The sequence below is a fragment of the Agrobacterium sp. LMR679 genome (assembly GCF_027157905.1).
In the GTDB taxonomy this organism is placed as follows: Bacteria; Pseudomonadota; Alphaproteobacteria; order Rhizobiales; family Rhizobiaceae; genus Agrobacterium; species Agrobacterium leguminum.
The window spans coordinates 171886-189607 of sequence record NZ_JAPVOJ010000002.1 but is presented as its reverse complement, the minus strand read 5'-3'; the positions used below and the strand labels follow the sequence as shown (position 1 = coordinate 189607).

Annotated in this window: 12 protein-coding genes; 9 read left to right on the top strand and 3 right to left on the bottom strand. The window is 58.8% G+C overall.

Features of this window, described 5'->3' with window-relative positions; all coding sequences use genetic code 11:
- The 5 genes from rplA to rpoC all read left to right on the top strand — a co-directional run bounded on the left by rplA (nucleotide 1) and on the right by rpoC (nucleotide 10793).
- Complete coding sequence (gene rplA / locus O3W47_RS11740) at nucleotides 1-696, top strand: 50S ribosomal protein L1 (RefSeq protein WP_003523724.1); 696 nt, start codon at nucleotides 1-3, stop codon at nucleotides 694-696.
- 353 nt (nucleotides 697-1049) lie between these two features.
- Entirely contained in the window at nucleotides 1050-1568 is a 519-nt protein-coding gene (rplJ, locus tag O3W47_RS11735) for a 50S ribosomal protein L10 (RefSeq protein WP_003523725.1), read from the top strand.
- Between the two features lie 59 nt (nucleotides 1569-1627).
- The gene (gene rplL, locus O3W47_RS11730; RefSeq protein ID WP_004442635.1) at nucleotides 1628-2005 is read left to right on the top strand and encodes a 50S ribosomal protein L7/L12; all 378 of its coding nucleotides are present in this window, start codon (nucleotides 1628-1630) and stop codon (nucleotides 2003-2005) included.
- 262 nt (nucleotides 2006-2267) lie between these two features.
- Nucleotides 2268-6404, top strand: a complete 4137-nt coding sequence (rpoB, locus tag O3W47_RS11725; protein ID WP_003523727.1) for a DNA-directed RNA polymerase subunit beta — start codon at nucleotides 2268-2270, stop codon at nucleotides 6402-6404.
- Between the two features lie 180 nt (nucleotides 6405-6584).
- Complete coding sequence (gene rpoC / locus O3W47_RS11720) at nucleotides 6585-10793, top strand: DNA-directed RNA polymerase subunit beta' (RefSeq protein WP_080816633.1); 4209 nt, start codon at nucleotides 6585-6587, stop codon at nucleotides 10791-10793.
- Between the two features lie 140 nt (nucleotides 10794-10933).
- Here the strand turns inward: rpoC and O3W47_RS11715 are convergent, their stop codons facing one another.
- The 3 genes from O3W47_RS11715 to O3W47_RS11705 all read right to left on the bottom strand — a co-directional run bounded on the left by O3W47_RS11715 (nucleotide 10934) and on the right by O3W47_RS11705 (nucleotide 12773).
- A complete protein-coding gene (locus tag O3W47_RS11715) occupies nucleotides 10934-12019 on the bottom strand; it encodes a helix-turn-helix transcriptional regulator (protein ID WP_269313819.1) in 1086 nt (361 codons plus the stop codon).
- Nucleotides 12020-12117: 98 nt separating this feature from the next.
- Nucleotides 12118-12468 (bottom strand): VOC family protein, encoded by a 351-nt coding sequence (locus tag O3W47_RS11710; protein ID WP_262533109.1) that lies wholly within the window; start codon nucleotides 12466-12468, stop codon nucleotides 12118-12120.
- Between the two features lie 11 nt (nucleotides 12469-12479).
- Nucleotides 12480-12773: a hypothetical protein gene (locus tag O3W47_RS11705; protein ID WP_003523731.1), complete on the bottom strand. Its 294-nt coding sequence runs from the start codon at nucleotides 12771-12773 to the stop codon at nucleotides 12480-12482.
- Between the two features lie 526 nt (nucleotides 12774-13299).
- On the opposite strand from O3W47_RS11705, the gene rpsL reads away from it, so the two are divergent.
- The 4 genes from rpsL to tuf all read left to right on the top strand — a co-directional run bounded on the left by rpsL (nucleotide 13300) and on the right by tuf (nucleotide 17595).
- Complete coding sequence (gene rpsL / locus O3W47_RS11700) at nucleotides 13300-13671, top strand: 30S ribosomal protein S12 (protein ID WP_003507760.1); 372 nt, start codon at nucleotides 13300-13302, stop codon at nucleotides 13669-13671.
- 78 nt (nucleotides 13672-13749) lie between these two features.
- Nucleotides 13750-14220: a 30S ribosomal protein S7 gene (gene rpsG / locus O3W47_RS11695; protein WP_003507761.1), complete on the top strand. Its 471-nt coding sequence runs from the start codon at nucleotides 13750-13752 to the stop codon at nucleotides 14218-14220.
- Nucleotides 14221-14254: 34 nt separating this feature from the next.
- Nucleotides 14255-16354 carry an elongation factor G gene (fusA, locus tag O3W47_RS11690; RefSeq protein WP_003523732.1) on the top strand — a complete coding sequence of 700 codons (2100 nt, stop codon included), beginning with the start codon at nucleotides 14255-14257 and terminating at the stop codon, nucleotides 16352-16354.
- Nucleotides 16355-16419: 65 nt separating this feature from the next.
- Entirely contained in the window at nucleotides 16420-17595 is a 1176-nt protein-coding gene (tuf, locus tag O3W47_RS11685) for an elongation factor Tu (protein WP_003525183.1), read from the top strand.
- Nucleotides 17596-17722 lie beyond the last annotated feature (127 nt).

Here is a 17722-nt window from a genome sequence, read left to right as displayed (position 1 = left end):
ATGGCCAAGGTAGCAAAGCGCATTCAGAAGATCCGCGAAGGCGTGGATCCGAACAAGCTCTACGTCCTCACCGACGCCATTTCGATGGTCAAGGAACGTGCAGTTGCCAAGTTCGACGAAACCGTTGAAGTTTCGATGAACCTCGGCGTTGACCCGCGCCATGCGGACCAGATGGTTCGTGGCGTTGTCAACCTGCCGAACGGCACCGGCCGTGACGTTCGCGTCGCCGTCTTCGCCCGTGGCGCCAAGGCTGATGAAGCCACGGCTGCTGGCGCTGACGTTGTTGGTGCAGAAGAACTGGTTGAAATCGTTCAGGGCGGCAAGATCGACTTCGATCGTTGCATCGCGACCCCGGACATGATGCCGCTCGTCGGCCGTCTCGGCAAGGTACTCGGCCCGCGTGGCATGATGCCGAACCCGAAGGTCGGTACGGTGACGATGGATGTTGCCGGCGCCGTCAAGGCGTCCAAGGGCGGCGCTGTCGAGTTCCGCGTCGAAAAGGCCGGTATCGTACACGCTGGCGTTGGCAAGGCTTCGTTCGACGCCAAGGCTCTTGAAGAAAACATCAAGGCTTTTGCCGATGCCGTCATCAAGGCAAAGCCGACCGGTGCCAAGGGCAACTACGTCAAGCGCGTCGCGATTTCCTCGACCATGGGTCCGGGCGTCAAGATCGACCCTTCGTCGGTTACGGCTTAATCAATTCTCGCGCTTCCCAAGGGAAGTGTGAATAAAAGAATTTCCGGCTCCCAGGAGCCGGAGATTTCCGGGGAAACCCGGAACTCCTGTCCGAGATTGCGGGTGGCCATGTCTTTCGGGAACTGGCCTTAATCATTCAACCTGCATGAGACGGGTGAGGCTGGATTTGAGGCATCGTGGATGCCTGACTGTCCGGTTCGAACCTGGTGTGCCTGTGCCTGAAGCCGTTTGCGGCGACAGAGCGGGGGACAGGATCCTCGAGCGTCGCTCGGGATCTTTGTAAAAAGGTCCCTTGGGGCAAAGGCAAACCCGACGGGTTCACATGTTGTGTTCCCGTCTACTGGAGACAGACAGTGGAAAGAGCGGAAAAACGCGAATTCGTCACGGAGCTGAACGAAGTCTTCAAGGCTTCCGGTTCGGTTGTCGTGGCCCACTATGCTGGTGTCACCGTTGCGCAGATGAACGACTTCCGTTCGAAGATGCGCGCTGCCGGAGGCACCGTCAAGGTCGCGAAGAACCGCCTGGCCAAGATCGCTCTTCAGGGCACGGAGTCGGAAGGGATGACAGATCTCTTCAAGGGCCAGACGCTGATTGCATACAGCGTCGACCCGATGATCGCTCCGAAAGTCGTCATGGATTTCGCCAAGACCAACGACAAGGTCGTTGTTCTCGGTGGCGCCATGGGTGCAACCACGCTCAACGCCGAAGCAGTCAAGTCGCTTGCGACCCTGCCTTCGCTGGACGAGCTGCGCGCAAAGCTGCTGGGCCTTCTCAACGCCCCGGCAACTCGCGTCGCTACGGTTGTCGCCGCACCTGCAAGCCAGCTGGCACGGGTGTTCTCGGCTTACGCCAAGAAGGACGAAGCCGCTTAAGGCGGTTTTTCGCTGTAAATATTCAAACTGGTTCGAACTGAACAAAAGGAACTATCAAAATGGCTGATCTCGCAAAGATCGTAGAAGACCTCTCCTCGCTGACCGTTCTGGAAGCTGCAGAACTGTCCAAGCTTCTCGAAGAAAAGTGGGGCGTTTCCGCTGCTGCTCCGGTAGCCGTTGCTGCTGCTGGCGGCGCTGCTGCTGCTGCTGCTCCGGAAGAAGAAAAGACCGAGTTCGACGTTATCCTGGTTGACGCTGGCGCCAACAAGATCAACGTCATCAAGGAAGTTCGCGGCATCACCGGCCTCGGCCTCAAGGAAGCCAAGGACCTCGTTGAAGGCGCTCCGAAGCCGGTCAAGGAAGCCGTTTCCAAGGCTGAAGCTGCTGATCTCAAGAAGAAGCTTGAGGACGCAGGCGCCAAGGTTGACGTTAAGTAATCTTGCGATTGCTGGCGGGAAGGGGCTTCATGCCCCTTTCCGTCGTCATCGTTTTTAAAACTCATTACCCAAAAGCCGCGTGAAAATGGCTTTTGGGTAATGGGTTCTTCAAGAGAATGGTTCCGAACCGGCTCATCTAGGCAATCCGGCCTGATCGATCCGGGATGTGGAACGAGATTGATGATACCCATTGCTTGACGGGATCGACTGGCCATCGGTTCCCGTCCGTTGCAGGCCCGGATGCAATTTTAAAGGAGCGACGATGGCTCAGACCCTTTCGTTTAACGGTCGCAGGCGCGTACGCAAGTTTTTCGGCAAAATTCCAGAAGTAGCGGAAATGCCGAACCTCATCGAGGTTCAGAAGGCTTCGTACGACCAGTTTCTCATGGTTGACGAGCCCAAGGGTGGCCGTCCCGACGAGGGATTGAATGCGGTATTCAAGTCCGTATTCCCGATCACCGATTTTTCCGGCGCATCCATGCTTGAATTCGTGTCCTACGAATTCGAAGCGCCGAAGTTCGACGTCGAGGAATGCCGTCAGCGCGATCTGACCTATGCTGCGCCGCTGAAAGTGACGCTGCGCCTCATCGTGTTCGATATCGATGAAGATACGGGCGCGAAGTCCATCAAGGACATCAAGGAACAGTCCGTCTACATGGGCGACATGCCGCTCATGACCAATAACGGTACGTTCATCGTCAACGGCACCGAGCGCGTCATCGTTTCGCAGATGCACCGTTCGCCGGGCGTGTTCTTCGATCACGACAAGGGCAAGAGCCATTCTTCCGGCAAGCTGCTCTTCGCTGCCCGCGTCATCCCGTATCGCGGTTCCTGGCTCGACATCGAGTTCGACGCCAAGGACATCGTCTATGCGCGTATCGACCGTCGCCGCAAGATCCCCGTGACCTCGCTGCTGATGGCGCTTGGCATGGATGGCGAAGATATTCTGTCGACCTTCTATACCAAGGCTTCCTATGAGCGCGACGGCGACGGCTGGCGCATTCCGTTCCAGCCCGAGACGCTGAAGAACGCCAAGGTCATCACCGACATGATCGACGCCGATACCGGTGAAGTCGTTGTCGAAGGTGGCAAGAAGCTGACCCCGCGCCTGATCCGTCAGCTGACGGAGAAGGGCCTGAAGGCGCTGAAGGCAACCGACGAAGACCTCTACGGCAACTATCTGGCCGAAGACATCGTCAACTACGAGACGGGTGAAATCTATCTCGAAGCCGGCGACGAAATCGACGAGAAGACCCTCGGTCTCATCCTGCAGTCCGGCTTCGACGAGATTCCGGTCCTCAACATCGACCACGTCAATGTTGGCGCCTATATCCGCAACACGCTGTCTGCGGACAAGAACGAGAACCGTCAGGAAGCCCTGTTCGACATCTACCGCGTCATGCGTCCGGGTGAGCCGCCGACCATGGAATCGGCGGAAGCGATGTTCAACTCGCTGTTCTTCGATGCAGAGCGTTACGACCTGTCGGCCGTCGGCCGCGTCAAGATGAACATGCGCCTCGACCTCGATGCGGAAGACACCGTGCGCACGCTGCGCAAGGAAGACATCCTCGCCGTCGTCAAGATGCTGGTCGAACTGCGCGACGGCAAGGGCGAAATCGACGACATCGACAACCTCGGCAACCGCCGTGTCCGTTCTGTCGGCGAACTGATGGAAAACCAGTATCGTCTGGGCCTTCTGCGCATGGAACGTGCGATCAAGGAACGTATGTCCTCGATCGAAATCGACACCGTGATGCCGCAGGACCTGATCAACGCGAAGCCGGCAGCCGCCGCCGTTCGCGAATTCTTCGGTTCCTCGCAGCTGTCGCAGTTCATGGACCAGGTGAACCCGCTTTCGGAAATCACCCACAAGCGCCGTCTTTCGGCTCTTGGACCGGGCGGTCTGACCCGCGAGCGCGCCGGCTTCGAAGTCCGCGACGTTCACCCGACCCATTACGGCCGTATTTGCCCGATCGAAACGCCGGAAGGCCCGAACATCGGTCTGATCAACTCGCTTGCAACCTTCGCCCGCGTCAACAAGTACGGCTTCATCGAAAGCCCGTACCGCAAGATCGTCGACGGCAAGGTGACCAACGACGTGATCTACCTCTCCGCCATGGAAGAGGCCAAGTATTACGTCGCGCAGGCCAACGCGCCGCTCAATGAAGACGGTTCGTTCTCGGAAGAGTTCGTCGTCTGCCGTCACTCGGGCGAAGTTATGCTCGCACCGCGCGACAACATCAACCTGATGGACGTTTCGCCGAAGCAGCTCGTTTCGGTCGCAGCGGCTCTCATTCCGTTCCTGGAAAACGACGACGCCAACCGCGCTCTCATGGGCTCGAACATGCAGCGTCAGGCCGTTCCGCTTCTGCGCGCCGAGGCACCGTTCGTCGGTACCGGCATGGAGCCGATCGTTGCCCGTGACTCCGGCGCTGCCATTGCAGCCCGTCGTGGCGGTGTGGTCGATCAGGTGGATGCGACCCGTATCGTTATCCGCGCCACAGAAGACCTCGATGCCGGCAAGTCCGGTGTTGACATCTACCGTCTGCAGAAGTTCCAGCGTTCAAACCAGAACACCTGCGTCAACCAGCGTCCGCTGGTTTCCGTCGGCGACAACATCTCCAAGGGCGATATCATCGCGGACGGTCCGTCGACCGACCTCGGCGATCTGGCTCTCGGCCGCAACGCGCTCGTCGCGTTCATGCCCTGGAACGGCTACAACTACGAAGACTCGATCCTGATGTCGGAGCGTATCGTTTCCGACGACGTGTTCACCTCCATCCACATCGAAGAATTCGAAGTGATGGCGCGCGACACGAAGCTTGGTCCGGAAGAAATCACGCGCGACATTCCGAACGTTTCGGAAGAAGCGCTGAAGAACCTCGACGAAGCCGGTATCGTTTACATCGGTGCGGAAGTTCAGCCGGGCGACATCCTCGTCGGCAAGATCACGCCGAAGGGCGAAAGCCCGATGACGCCGGAAGAAAAGCTTCTGCGCGCCATCTTCGGTGAAAAGGCTTCCGACGTTCGCGACACCTCCATGCGCATGCCTCCGGGCACGTTCGGTACGGTCGTGGAAGTTCGCGTCTTCAACCGTCACGGTGTGGAGAAGGACGAGCGCGCGATGGCTATCGAGCGCGAAGAGATCGAGCGTCTGGCGAAGGACCGCGACGACGAGCAGGCGATCCTCGACCGTAACGTCTACGGCCGTCTGATCGACATGCTGCGTGGCCACGTTTCCATCGCCGGTCCGAAGGGCTTCAAGAAGGGCGTCGAGCTTTCCAACGCCGTCGTTTCCGAATATCCCCGCTCGCAGTGGTGGATGTTCGCAGTCGAAGACGAAAAGGCTCAGTCCGAGCTGGAAGCGCTTCGTGGCCAGTACGACGAATCCAAGTCGCGCCTTGAACAGCGCTTCATGGACAAGGTCGAAAAGGTCCAGCGCGGCGATGAAATGCCTCCGGGCGTCATGAAGATGGTCAAGGTCTTCGTTGCCGTTAAGCGCAAGATCCAGCCGGGCGACAAGATGGCCGGCCGTCACGGTAACAAGGGCGTCGTCTCGCGTATCGTTCCGGTCGAGGACATGCCGTTCCTCGAAGACGGCACGCATGTCGACATCTGCTTGAACCCGCTCGGCGTGCCTTCGCGCATGAACGTCGGCCAGATCCTCGAAACCCACCTCGCATGGGCATGCGCAGGCATGGGCAAGAAGATCGGCGAGATGCTCGAAGAGTATCGCAAGACGATGGACATCAGCGAGCTTCGCAGCGAGTTGACGGAAATCTACGCGTCTGAAGCCAATGACGAGGTTCAGCGTTTCGATGACGACTCGCTGGTCAAGCTTGCCGAAGAAGCCAAGCGCGGTGTTTCCATCGCGACCCCGGTTTTCGACGGTGCGCATGAGCCTGACGTTGCCGCGATGCTGAAGAAGGCAGGTCTGCATGAATCCGGTCAGTCCGTCCTTTACGACGGTCGTACCGGTGAGCCGTTCGACCGCAAGGTCACCGTCGGCTACATGTACATGATCAAGCTGAACCACCTTGTCGACGACAAGATCCATGCTCGCTCGATCGGTCCTTACTCGCTCGTTACCCAGCAGCCGCTGGGCGGCAAGGCGCAGTTCGGCGGACAGCGCTTCGGGGAAATGGAAGTCTGGGCTCTGGAAGCATACGGTGCGGCTTACACGCTGCAGGAAATGCTCACCGTCAAGTCGGACGACGTGGCGGGCCGCACCAAGGTTTACGAAGCGATCGTCCGTGGCGACGACACCTTCGAAGCCGGTATTCCGGAGAGCTTCAACGTTCTCGTCAAGGAAATGCGGTCGCTCGGTCTTTCGGTCGAACTGGAAAACTCGAAGATCGAGAACCAGCCCGAAGACCAACTGCCCGACGCGGCGGAATAAGACGATAGAGGCGGGCGCCTTCAAGGGCGCCTGCCGGTTTCCCGAACGGTATTGGCCGGTTCGGGACACTTTCGCCGCATTATGCGGTTAATCCGTATTTAAAGCTCTGGACGGTGACCCGGGAAGAAGCCGGTCCGGATGCAAACAGGGGCAGCAGCTAGCCTCTCAAGGAGACAAGGCATGAACCAAGAGGTCATGAATCTTTTCAATCCTCAGGTGCCTGCGCAGCATTTCGATTCCATCCGGATTTCGATTGCTTCGCCGGAAAAAATCCTGTCGTGGTCCTACGGCGAGATCAAGAAGCCGGAAACCATCAACTACCGTACGTTCAAGCCGGAACGCGACGGTCTCTTCTGCGCGCGTATCTTCGGACCGATCAAGGACTACGAGTGCCTGTGCGGCAAGTACAAGCGCATGAAGTACAAGGGCATCATCTGCGAAAAGTGCGGCGTCGAAGTCACGCTGTCGCGCGTTCGCCGTGAGCGCATGGGCCACATCGAGCTCGCAGCGCCGGTTGCCCACATCTGGTTCCTGAAGTCGCTTCCCTCGCGTATCTCGACCCTGCTCGACATGACGCTGAAGGATGTCGAACGCGTTCTTTATTTCGAGAACTACATCGTCACCGAGCCTGGCCTCACTTCGCTGAAGCAGAACCAGCTTCTGTCCGAAGAAGAGTACATGATCGCCGTTGACGAGTTCGGCGAAGATCAGTTCACCGCCATGATCGGCGCTGAAGCCATCTACGAGATGCTGGCTTCGATGAACCTCGAAAAGATCGCCGGCGACCTGCGTGCCGAACTTGCTGAGACCACGTCTGATCTCAAGCAGAAGAAGCTGATGAAGCGCCTGAAGATCGTCGAGAACTTCATGGAGTCGGGCAACCGTCCTGAATGGATGATCATGAAGGTCGTTCCGGTCATTCCGCCGGACCTGCGTCCGCTGGTTCCGCTGGATGGCGGCCGTTTCGCGACGTCCGACCTTAACGATCTCTATCGCCGCGTCATCAACCGTAACAACCGTCTGAAGCGCCTGATCGAGCTTCGTGCGCCTGGCATCATCATCCGCAACGAAAAGCGTATGTTGCAGGAATCCGTCGATGCGCTGTTCGACAACGGCCGTCGCGGCCGCGTCATCACGGGTGCTAACAAGCGTCCGCTGAAGTCGCTCTCCGACATGCTCAAGGGCAAGCAGGGCCGCTTCCGCCAGAACCTTCTCGGCAAGCGCGTCGACTATTCCGGTCGTTCGGTCATCGTGACCGGTCCGGAACTGAAGCTGCACCAGTGCGGCCTGCCGAAGAAGATGGCGCTCGAACTGTTCAAGCCGTTCATCTACGCCCGCCTCGACGCCAAGGGTTATTCCTCGACCGTCAAGCAGGCCAAGAAGCTGGTTGAAAAGGAAAAGCCGGAAGTCTGGGATATCCTCGACGAGGTCATCCGCGAGCATCCGGTTCTCCTGAACCGCGCACCGACGCTGCACCGTCTGGGTATCCAGGCTTTCGAACCCATGCTGGTCGAAGGCAAGGCGATCCAGCTGCATCCGCTCGTCTGCACGGCCTTCAACGCCGACTTCGACGGGGACCAGATGGCTGTTCACGTGCCGCTTTCGCTGGAAGCCCAGCTGGAAGCACGCGTGCTGATGATGTCGACCAACAACATCCTGCATCCGGCAAACGGCCACCCGATCATCGTTCCGTCGCAGGACATGGTTCTCGGCCTTTACTACCTGTCGATCATGAACCAGAACGAGCCGGGCGAAGGCATGGCCTTCTCGGATATCGGTGAGCTGCATCACGCACTTGAAAACAAGGTCGTGACGCTGCATGCCAAGATCCGCGGCCGCTTCAAGACCGTGGATGCCGATGGCAAGCCGGTTTCGAAGATCCATGAGACGACCCCTGGCCGTATGCTGATTGGCGAACTTCTGCCGAAGAACGTCAACGTGCCTTTCGACGTCTGCAACCAGGAAATGACCAAGAAGAACATCTCCAAGATGATCGACACGGTCTACCGCCATTGCGGCCAGAAAGACACGGTCATCTTCTGCGACCGCATCATGCAGCTCGGCTTTGCCCATGCCTGCCGCGCCGGCATTTCGTTCGGCAAGGACGACATGGTCATTCCGGACAGCAAGGTGAAGATCGTCGGCGACACCGAAGCTCTCGTGAAGGAATACGAACAGCAGTATAATGATGGTCTCATCACCCAGGGCGAAAAGTACAACAAGGTTGTCGACGCCTGGGGCAAGGCAACCGAAAAGGTCGCCGAAGAAATGATGGCACGCATCAAGGCTGTCGAGTTCGATCCGGAAACGGGCCGCCAGAAGCCGATGAACTCCATCTACATGATGTCCCACTCGGGTGCTCGTGGTTCTCCGAACCAGATGCGTCAGCTGGGCGGCATGCGCGGCCTGATGGCGAAGCCGTCGGGTGAAATCATCGAGACGCCGATCATCTCGAACTTCAAGGAAGGCCTGACCGTTAACGAGTACTTCAACTCGACCCACGGTGCCCGTAAGGGTCTGGCAGACACCGCCCTGAAGACGGCGAACTCGGGTTACCTGACCCGTCGTCTCGTCGACGTCGCGCAGGATTGCATCGTCAACTCCAGGGATTGCGGCACCGACAAGGGCCTCACCATGACCGCCATCGTCGATGCCGGTCAGGTCGTTGCCTCGCTCGGCGCGCGTATCCTCGGCCGTACGGCTCTGGATGACATCGACAATCCGGTCACCGGCGAGAACATCGTCAAGGCTGGAACGCTGATCGACGAAGCCGACGTTGCGACCATCGAAAAGGCCGGCATCCAGTCCGTCCGCATCCGCTCGGCGCTTACCTGCGAAGTGCAGATCGGCGTCTGCGGCGTCTGCTACGGTCGCGACCTTGCACGCGGTACGCCTGTCAACATGGGCGAAGCCGTCGGCGTCATCGCCGCACAGTCTATCGGTGAACCGGGCACGCAGCTCACCATGCGTACGTTCCACCTTGGCGGTACGGCAAACGTGGTCGACCAGTCGTTCCTCGAAGCCTCGTATGAAGGCACGATCCAGATCAAGAACCGCAACATCCTGCGGAACTCCGAAGGCGTTCTCATCGCCATGGGCCGTAACATGTCCGTTACGATCCTCGATGAGCGCGGCGCGGAACGTTCCACGCAGCGTGTGGCCTACGGTTCGAAGATCTTCGTGGACGATGGCGACAAGGTTAAGCGCGGTCAGCGTCTTGCAGAGTGGGACCCCTACACCCGTCCGATGATGACGGAAGTGGAAGGTACCGTTCACTTCGAAGACCTCGTCGATGGTCTCTCCGTTCTGGAAGCGACCGACGAATCCACCGGCATCACCAAGCGTCAGGTCATTGACTGGCGTTCGACGCCGCGCGGTTCTGACCTCAAGCCTGCTATCGTCATCAAGGACGCTTCCGGTGCGGTTGCGAAGCTTGCCCGTGGTGGCGAAGCCCGCTTCCAGCTGTCGGTCGACGCCATCCTGTCGGTCGAGCCGGGTGCGAAGGTCTCCCAGGGTGACGTGCTTGCACGTTCGCCGCTGGAAAGCGCCAAGACGAAGGACATCACCGGCGGTCTGCCGCGCGTTGCCGAACTGTTCGAAGCCCGTCGTCCGAAGGACCACGCCATCATCGCCGAGATCGATGGTACGATCCGCCTCGGCCGCGACTACAAGAACAAGCGTCGCGTGATGATCGAGCCTGCGGAAGACGGCGTCGAGCCGGTCGAATACCTGATCCCGAAGGGCAAGCCCTTCCACCTTCAGGAAGGCGACTATATCGAAAAGGGTGAATACATCCTCGACGGTAACCCGGCGCCGCACGACATTCTGGCGATCAAGGGCGTGGAGGCTCTGGCTTCCTACCTCGTGAACGAAATCCAGGAAGTCTACCGACTGCAGGGCGTTGTGATCAACGACAAGCACATCGAGGTGATCGTTCGCCAGATGCTGCAGAAGGTCGAGATCACCGATGCTGGTGACAGCCAGTATATCGTCGGCGACAATGTCGACCGTATCGAGCTGGACGACATGAATGACCGTCTGATCGAAGAGGGCAAGAAGCCGGCTTACGGCGATCCTGTTCTGCTTGGTATCACCAAGGCTTCGCTGCAGACGCCATCCTTCATCTCGGCCGCATCCTTCCAGGAAACCACCAAGGTTCTCACGGAAGCTGCGATCGCCGGCAAGACGGACACGCTGCAGGGCCTCAAGGAAAACGTCATCGTCGGCCGTCTCATCCCGGCCGGTACCGGCGGCACCATGACGCAGATCCGCCGCATCGCCACCTCGCGCGACGACCTCATTCTCGAGGAACGCCGCAAGGGCACCGGTGCAGGTTCCGCGAACCAGATGCTGCAGGACATGACGGACCAGGCTCCGGCCGCCGAATAAGGCGGGAAGGGCAGGGGCTTTGCGAAGCCCCGCCAAAGTTCAGAACAAAACGCCCGGAGCAATCCGGGCGTTTTTGTTTGTGCGGAATAGGGGCTGTCGCTTTTGCGGTCGGCCGGTGTCTCCAGCCACGTGCGGCGGGGTCAGCCCTGTTCGCGGATGTTATAACGGGTCAGGACGGAGAGCCGGCGAACGAGATCGGTCTGGCCGGTGCTGCCGGTCTTCGCGTAGATCGACTTGGCGTTGCTGCGCACCGTTTCGTGGGAAATCTGCAACTGCTTCGCCACGGCGGGAAGCGAAAGCCCCTTCATGATTTCCAGCGCCACACGGGCCTCGCCTCTGGTGAGGTCGTAAAGCCCCTTCAGCAGTGAGGTCGCGTCGGCGACGGTGCCCATGGGTTGCGATATCAGCACGATGGCGCAGCCTTTCGGGGACAGATCCAGCGCGTTCCTGCGCAACGGTATGACGTGCAGGATGCAGGAGCGGTCTTCGCCGGTCGGCAGGGGGAACGAGCCGATATTATGCCCGGCAAGCGCCTTATAGAGCAGTCGGTTCACTCTTTCGTCGGAGATCACGAGCCTGTCGTGGGCGCGGGTGGAAATACATTTCCTGAGGGAGAGAAACATGTCGTTTGCCGAAAGCACACGGCCGCTCGCCTGAAGCACCGCCGCCGGCGCGCCAATGGCGTTCAGCCCAAGCGTCATGGCATCGGCTTTCTGCCGCTGCAAGCGGGTTGCCAGCGTGAGGCTGCGGGCAATATGCGGCCTCAGCCGGCCCAGCGCCGCCATGGTTTCCGGCCCGATGACGCCGCTATCGAGCTTGCGTTCGAAAAGTACCGTCATTGCCGGATGGTCGGGCGGGGCAACCTGGGTGGCCGCGCCATATCCCAGGCCGCGCGGCATGAGGAAATCGCGCACGATCGGCAGTCCCGCCCATTCATCATGGGTAAAGACATCGAAATCCTGCACGAAGGAAAATTGCCCCTCACGGATTGCGCGGGTCAGGCGGTCGTTTCGGCGGTTCCAGCCGCCATCCATGAAGGCCTGCATCAGCTCCTGGAAATTGGGCGTGTAAAGCCAGGCTTCTTCTTCACCCTTGCCCCAGGTAAGGGCGCCACCCCAGAAATCCAGCCGGTGGCCGATGGCGGCAATGACCTGTGCCCAACGATCGGGGAAAAGCGCTGCCTCATAAATGTCATCGATAATGTCTGCCGACAATATAGTATTCAACCCGTCACTGGAATCTTGCGTCGGGTGTATTTAAACATCATATTCCGGTATTGTTCAACGTATAATCAAATAATACTATTGTATTCAAAGTATATAATCTATGAGTGACTTAATATATTGACCAATTTGCCAAAGGGATCGCGCAGAAACAGCCGGCGCACGCCCCAGGCCTCGGTAACCGGGCCATAGTCGATCGGCAAGCCCGCTTTCAGGATTCTTTCGTGGACCTCTTCGAAATTATCGACCTCGATGGAAAGGTCCGGCACTGCCGTGCCGGAGCCGCCTTCGCTTGCGAAGCTGACCTGCGCCCTGGCTTCGAGCGGACTGGCATAGGTCAGTATCCAGCCGTGGTCCATGGCGACGGTCATGCCGAGAATATCGCCATAGAACGCCTGAGCCCGAGCGGGATCGGGCGTTGCGATGTTGGCGACGACACGTCTTACCGCCACGGACCTGCGCCTCAGGCAAAACGGATGATGGCGACTTCGCCTTCGAGCGCGCCCTGATAGGCGGAGGCGTGCGGCTCTTCATCGGGGATTTCGGTCAGCATGCCGATCTGGTCGAGATCGGCTTCGATGAAACCTTCCTCGGAAAGGGCATTCAGCGTTTCGCGCACGGCGGTATCGTCGTCCGGCGCCCGCAGGATGACGTGGATGTCGATGCCCTCGGAATTGTCGGTCTCATAGGCCTTGCCGATGACGATGAAGACCATCGGCTCGTCGCGTCCGTTGTCGTTGTCGGGGAGGGTGCTCATGACGCGGTTCCTTGATCTGTCGTTGCTGTGATGCGGGCCGAGGGAATCGGTCCCGCCCATGGCGAAGCCGCTCCGGCCCGCCATGGGGAATCAATAGACGGATTTTATGAAAAGCCAAAGCGCGGAGGTCAAAATCGCTGCCTTCCGTGCCGACTTATGTTAAAGCGGGTTGGAAATGGCCCGGACGTGGGCTTTGCGGCCATGGGTGGCGGCGCAAAATGTGGATTCACCCTTGACGAAAGCTGGCTAAAACAGTAGTACGCCCGCCATCGGAGCCTCTGTGGGTGCTGGCCGTTCGGTAACCTTTTTCCCGAACATCATCTCAAACGGGTCTCCATTGCACGTAGAAGACACGAATGTTGCACGCAAGACGCCTCATCCGGTGTCCTCTGCTCTTGGTGGTCCATCCGTGAAAACGGATCGGGCCACGTTTTGCGCATGAGGATATATGCGTGCATCGTCGCCGGCAACGGCATAGCCGCCACCCGTGAGGGTGGCTAAAGTAGTTTTTGCAAGGGATGGTTATATGCCTACCGTAAACCAGCTGATCCGCAAGCCTCGCCAGGCACAGGTAAAGCGCAACAAGGTTCCTGCTCTTCAGGAAAACCCGCAGAAGCGTGGTGTTTGCACCCGCGTTTACACGACGACCCCGAAGAAGCCGAACTCGGCTCTGCGTAAGGTTGCCAAGATCCGCCTCACCAACGGCTTCGAAGTCATCGGCTACATTCCGGGCGAAGGTCACAACCTTCAGGAACACTCCGTGGTCATGATCCGCGGCGGCCGCGTAAAGGACTTGCCGGGCGTGCGTTACCACATCATCCGCGGTGTTCTCGATACCCAGGGCGTCAAGAACCGCAAGCAGCGCCGCTCCAAGTACGGTGCGAAGCGTCCGAAGTAATTCGGGTTTCAACAAATTCCGGCGCTGCGCGAGGTTCTCCGCGTGGTTTAGCGTCAATAACATTGAGAGACAAAGAATATGTCCCGTCGCCATAGTGCAGAAAAGCGTGAGATCAACCCGGACCCGAAGTTCGGCGATCTGGTCGTCACCAAGTTCATGAACGCCATCATGCTTCACGGCAAGAAGTCGGTCGCAGAAAGCATCGTTTACGGCGCGTTCGACGTCGTTCAGGGCAAGACGAAGCAGGAGCCGCTCGGCGTGTTCCACTCCGCCCTCGACAACGTTGCTCCGCACGTTGAAGTGCGTTCGCGCCGCGTTGGTGGTGCCACGTATCAGGTTCCCGTCGACGTTCGTCCCGAGCGCCGTCAGGCCCTCGCTATCCGCTGGCTGATCACGGCTGCCCGCAAGCGCAACGAAACGACCATGGTCGATCGCCTTTCCGGCGAACTCATGGACGCTGCGAACAACCGCGGTTCCGCTGTCAAGAAGCGCGAAGACACGCACAAGATGGCCGACGCCAACCGCGCATTCTCGCATTACCGCTGGTAATCTTAACCGGTCGCATATCGAAAGGCAGTCCATTATGGCTCGCGAATATAAAATCGAAGACTACCGCAATTTCGGTATCATGGCGCATATCGACGCCGGCAAGACGACGACCACCGAGCGTATCCTTTATTACACCGGTAAGTCGCACAAGATCGGCGAAGTTCACGATGGCGCTGCCACGATGGACTGGATGGAGCAGGAGCAGGAGCGTGGTATCACCATCACCTCCGCTGCCACCACGACCTTCTGGAAGGGTCGCGACGGCAAGATGCGCCGCTTCAACATCATCGACACCCCCGGCCACGTCGACTTCACCATTGAAGTCGAGCGTTCGCTGCGCGTTCTCGACGGCGCCATCGCGCTGCTCGATGCCAACGCCGGTGTTGAGCCGCAGACGGAAACCGTCTGGCGTCAGGCCGAGAAGTATCATGTTCCGCGCATGATCTTCTGCAACAAGATGGACAAGACCGGTGCTGACTTCTACCGCTCGGTAGAAATGATCAAGACCCGTCTCGGCGCCATCGCCGTTGTCATGCAGCTGCCGATCGGCGCTGAGACCGAGTTCAAGGGCGTTATCGACCTGATCGAGATGAACGCACTCATCTGGCGCGACGAATCGCTCGGCGCTCAGTGGGACGTCGTCGAAATCCCGGAAGACATGAAGGCCAAGGCTGACGAATATCGCGAAAAGCTGATTGAGACCGTTGTCGAGATCGACGAAGAAGCGATGGAAGACTACCTGAACGGCATCATGCCCGACAACGACAAGATCCGTGCGCTCGTTCGCCGCGGCACCATCGACGTGAAGTTCCACCCGATGTTCTGCGGTACCGCGTTCAAGAACAAGGGCGTTCAGCCGCTTCTCGACGCTGTTGTCGACTATCTGCCTTCTCCGCTGGACATTCCGGCGATCAAGGGTATCGACTTCAAGACCGAAGCCGAAATCGAGCGTCATGCCGACGACAGCGAGCCGCTTTCCATGCTCGCGTTCAAGATCATGAACGACCCCTTCGTCGGTTCGCTGACCTTTGCACGTATCTACTCGGGCAAGCTCGAAAAGGGTACGTCCGTCATCAACACGGTCAAGGACAAGCGCGAGCGCGTCGGCCGTATGCTGCAGATGCACTCCAACAGCCGTGAAGACATCGAAGAAGCCTTTGCCGGCGACATCGTTGCTCTGGCTGGCCTCAAGGAAACCACCACTGGCGATACGCTCTGCGATCCGCTGAAGCCGGTTATCCTCGAGCGCATGGAATTCCCCGAGCCGGTCATCCAGATCGCGATCGAGCCGAAGACCAAGGGCGACCAGGAAAAGATGGGCCTCGCGCTCAACCGTCTGGCTGCTGAAGATCCTTCGTTCCGCGTCAAGACGGATGAAGAATCCGGTCAGACGATCATCGCGGGCATGGGCGAACTTCACCTCGACATTCTCGTTGACCGTATGCGTCGCGAGTTCAAGGTTGAAGCAACCGTCGGCGCTCCGCAGGTTGCCTACCGCGAAACCATCACGCGTCAGCACGAAGAAGACTACACGCACAAGAAGCAGTCCGGTGGTACCGGTCAGTTCGCGCGCGTCAAGATCATCTTCGAACCGAACCCCGAAGGCGAAGACTTCAAGTTCGAGTCCAAGATCGTCGGCGGTGCTGTTCCGAAGGAATACATCCCGGGCGTTCAGAAGGGTATCGAAAGCGTTCTGTCTTCCGGTCCGCTGGCTGGCTTCCCGATGCTCGGCGTCAAGGCGACGCTGGTCGACGGTGCATTCCACGATGTTGACTCGTCGGTTCTCGCCTTCGAAATCGCATCGCGTGCCTGCTTCCGTGAAGCAGCGAAGAAGGCTGGCGCACAGCTTCTCGAGCCGATGATGAAGGTCGAAGTCGTAACGCCGGAAGACTATGTCGGTGACGTTATCGGCGACCTGAACTCCCGTCGTGGTCAGATCCAGGGCCAGGAAAGCCGTGGTATCGCCGTCGTCATCAACGCGCATGTTCCGCTTGCGAACATGTTCAAGTACGTCGACAACCTGCGCTCCATGAGCCAAGGCCGTGCACAGTACTCGATGACGTTCGACCACTATTCGCCGGTTCCGTCGAACGTGGCGCAGGAAATCCAGGCTAAGTACTCCGGTCAGAAGTGATCGGGGTACGCCCCACCGAATTTTGAAGATTATTCCCGTCAAGGGACAAGAATGGAGAGCCACTAATGGCAAAGAGCAAGTTTGAGCGCAATAAGCCGCACGTCAACATTGGCACGATCGGTCACGTTGACCATGGCAAGACGTCGCTGACGGCAGCGATCACGAAGTTCTTCGGCGAATTCAAGGCGTATGACCAGATCGACGCCGCGCCTGAAGAAAAGGCCCGTGGTATCACGATTTCGACGGCACACGTTGAATACGAAACGCCTGCCCGTCACTACGCGCACGTCGACTGCCCCGGCCACGCCGACTACGTGAAGAACATGATCACCGGTGCTGCCCAGATGGACGGCGCGATCCTGGTTTGCTCGGCTGCCGACGGCCCGATGCCGCAGACCCGCGAGCACATCCTGCTTGCCCGTCAGGTTGGCGTTCCGGCAATCGTCGTGTTCCTCAACAAGGTCGACCAGGTTGACGACGCCGAGCTTCTCGAGCTCGTCGAGCTTGAAGTTCGCGAACTTCTGTCGTCCTACGACTTCCCGGGCGATGATATCCCGATCATCAAGGGTTCGGCTCTTGCCGCTCTTGAAGATTCCGACAAGAAGATCGGTGAAGACGCGATCCGCGAGCTGATGGCTGCGGTTGACGCCTACATCCCGACGCCTGAGCGTCCGATCGACCAGCCGTTCCTGATGCCGATCGAAGACGTGTTCTCGATCTCCGGCCGTGGTACGGTTGTGACGGGTCGCGTTGAGCGCGGTATCGTCAAGGTTGGTGAAGAAGTCGAAATCGTCGGCATCCGTCCGACCTCGAAGACGACTGTTACCGGCGTTGAAATGTTCCGCAAGCTGCTCGACCAGGGCCAGGCCGGCGACAACATCGGTGCTCTCGTTCGCGGTGTTAACCGTGACGGCGTCGAGCGTGGTCAGATCCTGTGCAAGCCGGGTTCGGTCAAGCCGCACAAGAAGTTCAAGGCTGAAGCCTACATCCTGACGAAGGAAGAAGGCGGCCGTCATACGCCGTTCTTTACGAACTACCGTCCGCAGTTCTACTTCCGCACGACGGACGTAACGGGCATCGTTACGCTTCCGGAAGGCACGGAAATGGTTATGCCTGGCGACAACGTCACCGTTGACGTCGAGCTGATCGTTCCGATCGCGATGGAAGAAAAGCTGCGCTTCGCTATCCGCGAAGGCGGCCGTACCGTCGGCGCAGGCATCGTTGCCTCGATCGTCGAGTAATTTCGACCTTTGAAATTCTGACTGGCGGCGGTGTGAACAACACCGCCGCCGGACTTTTGGTAAAAAGCCTGGCGGCGTTGCATTTTTAGTGCTTGAAAAATTCGGTGAAAGCGCGTAAACGCGCACT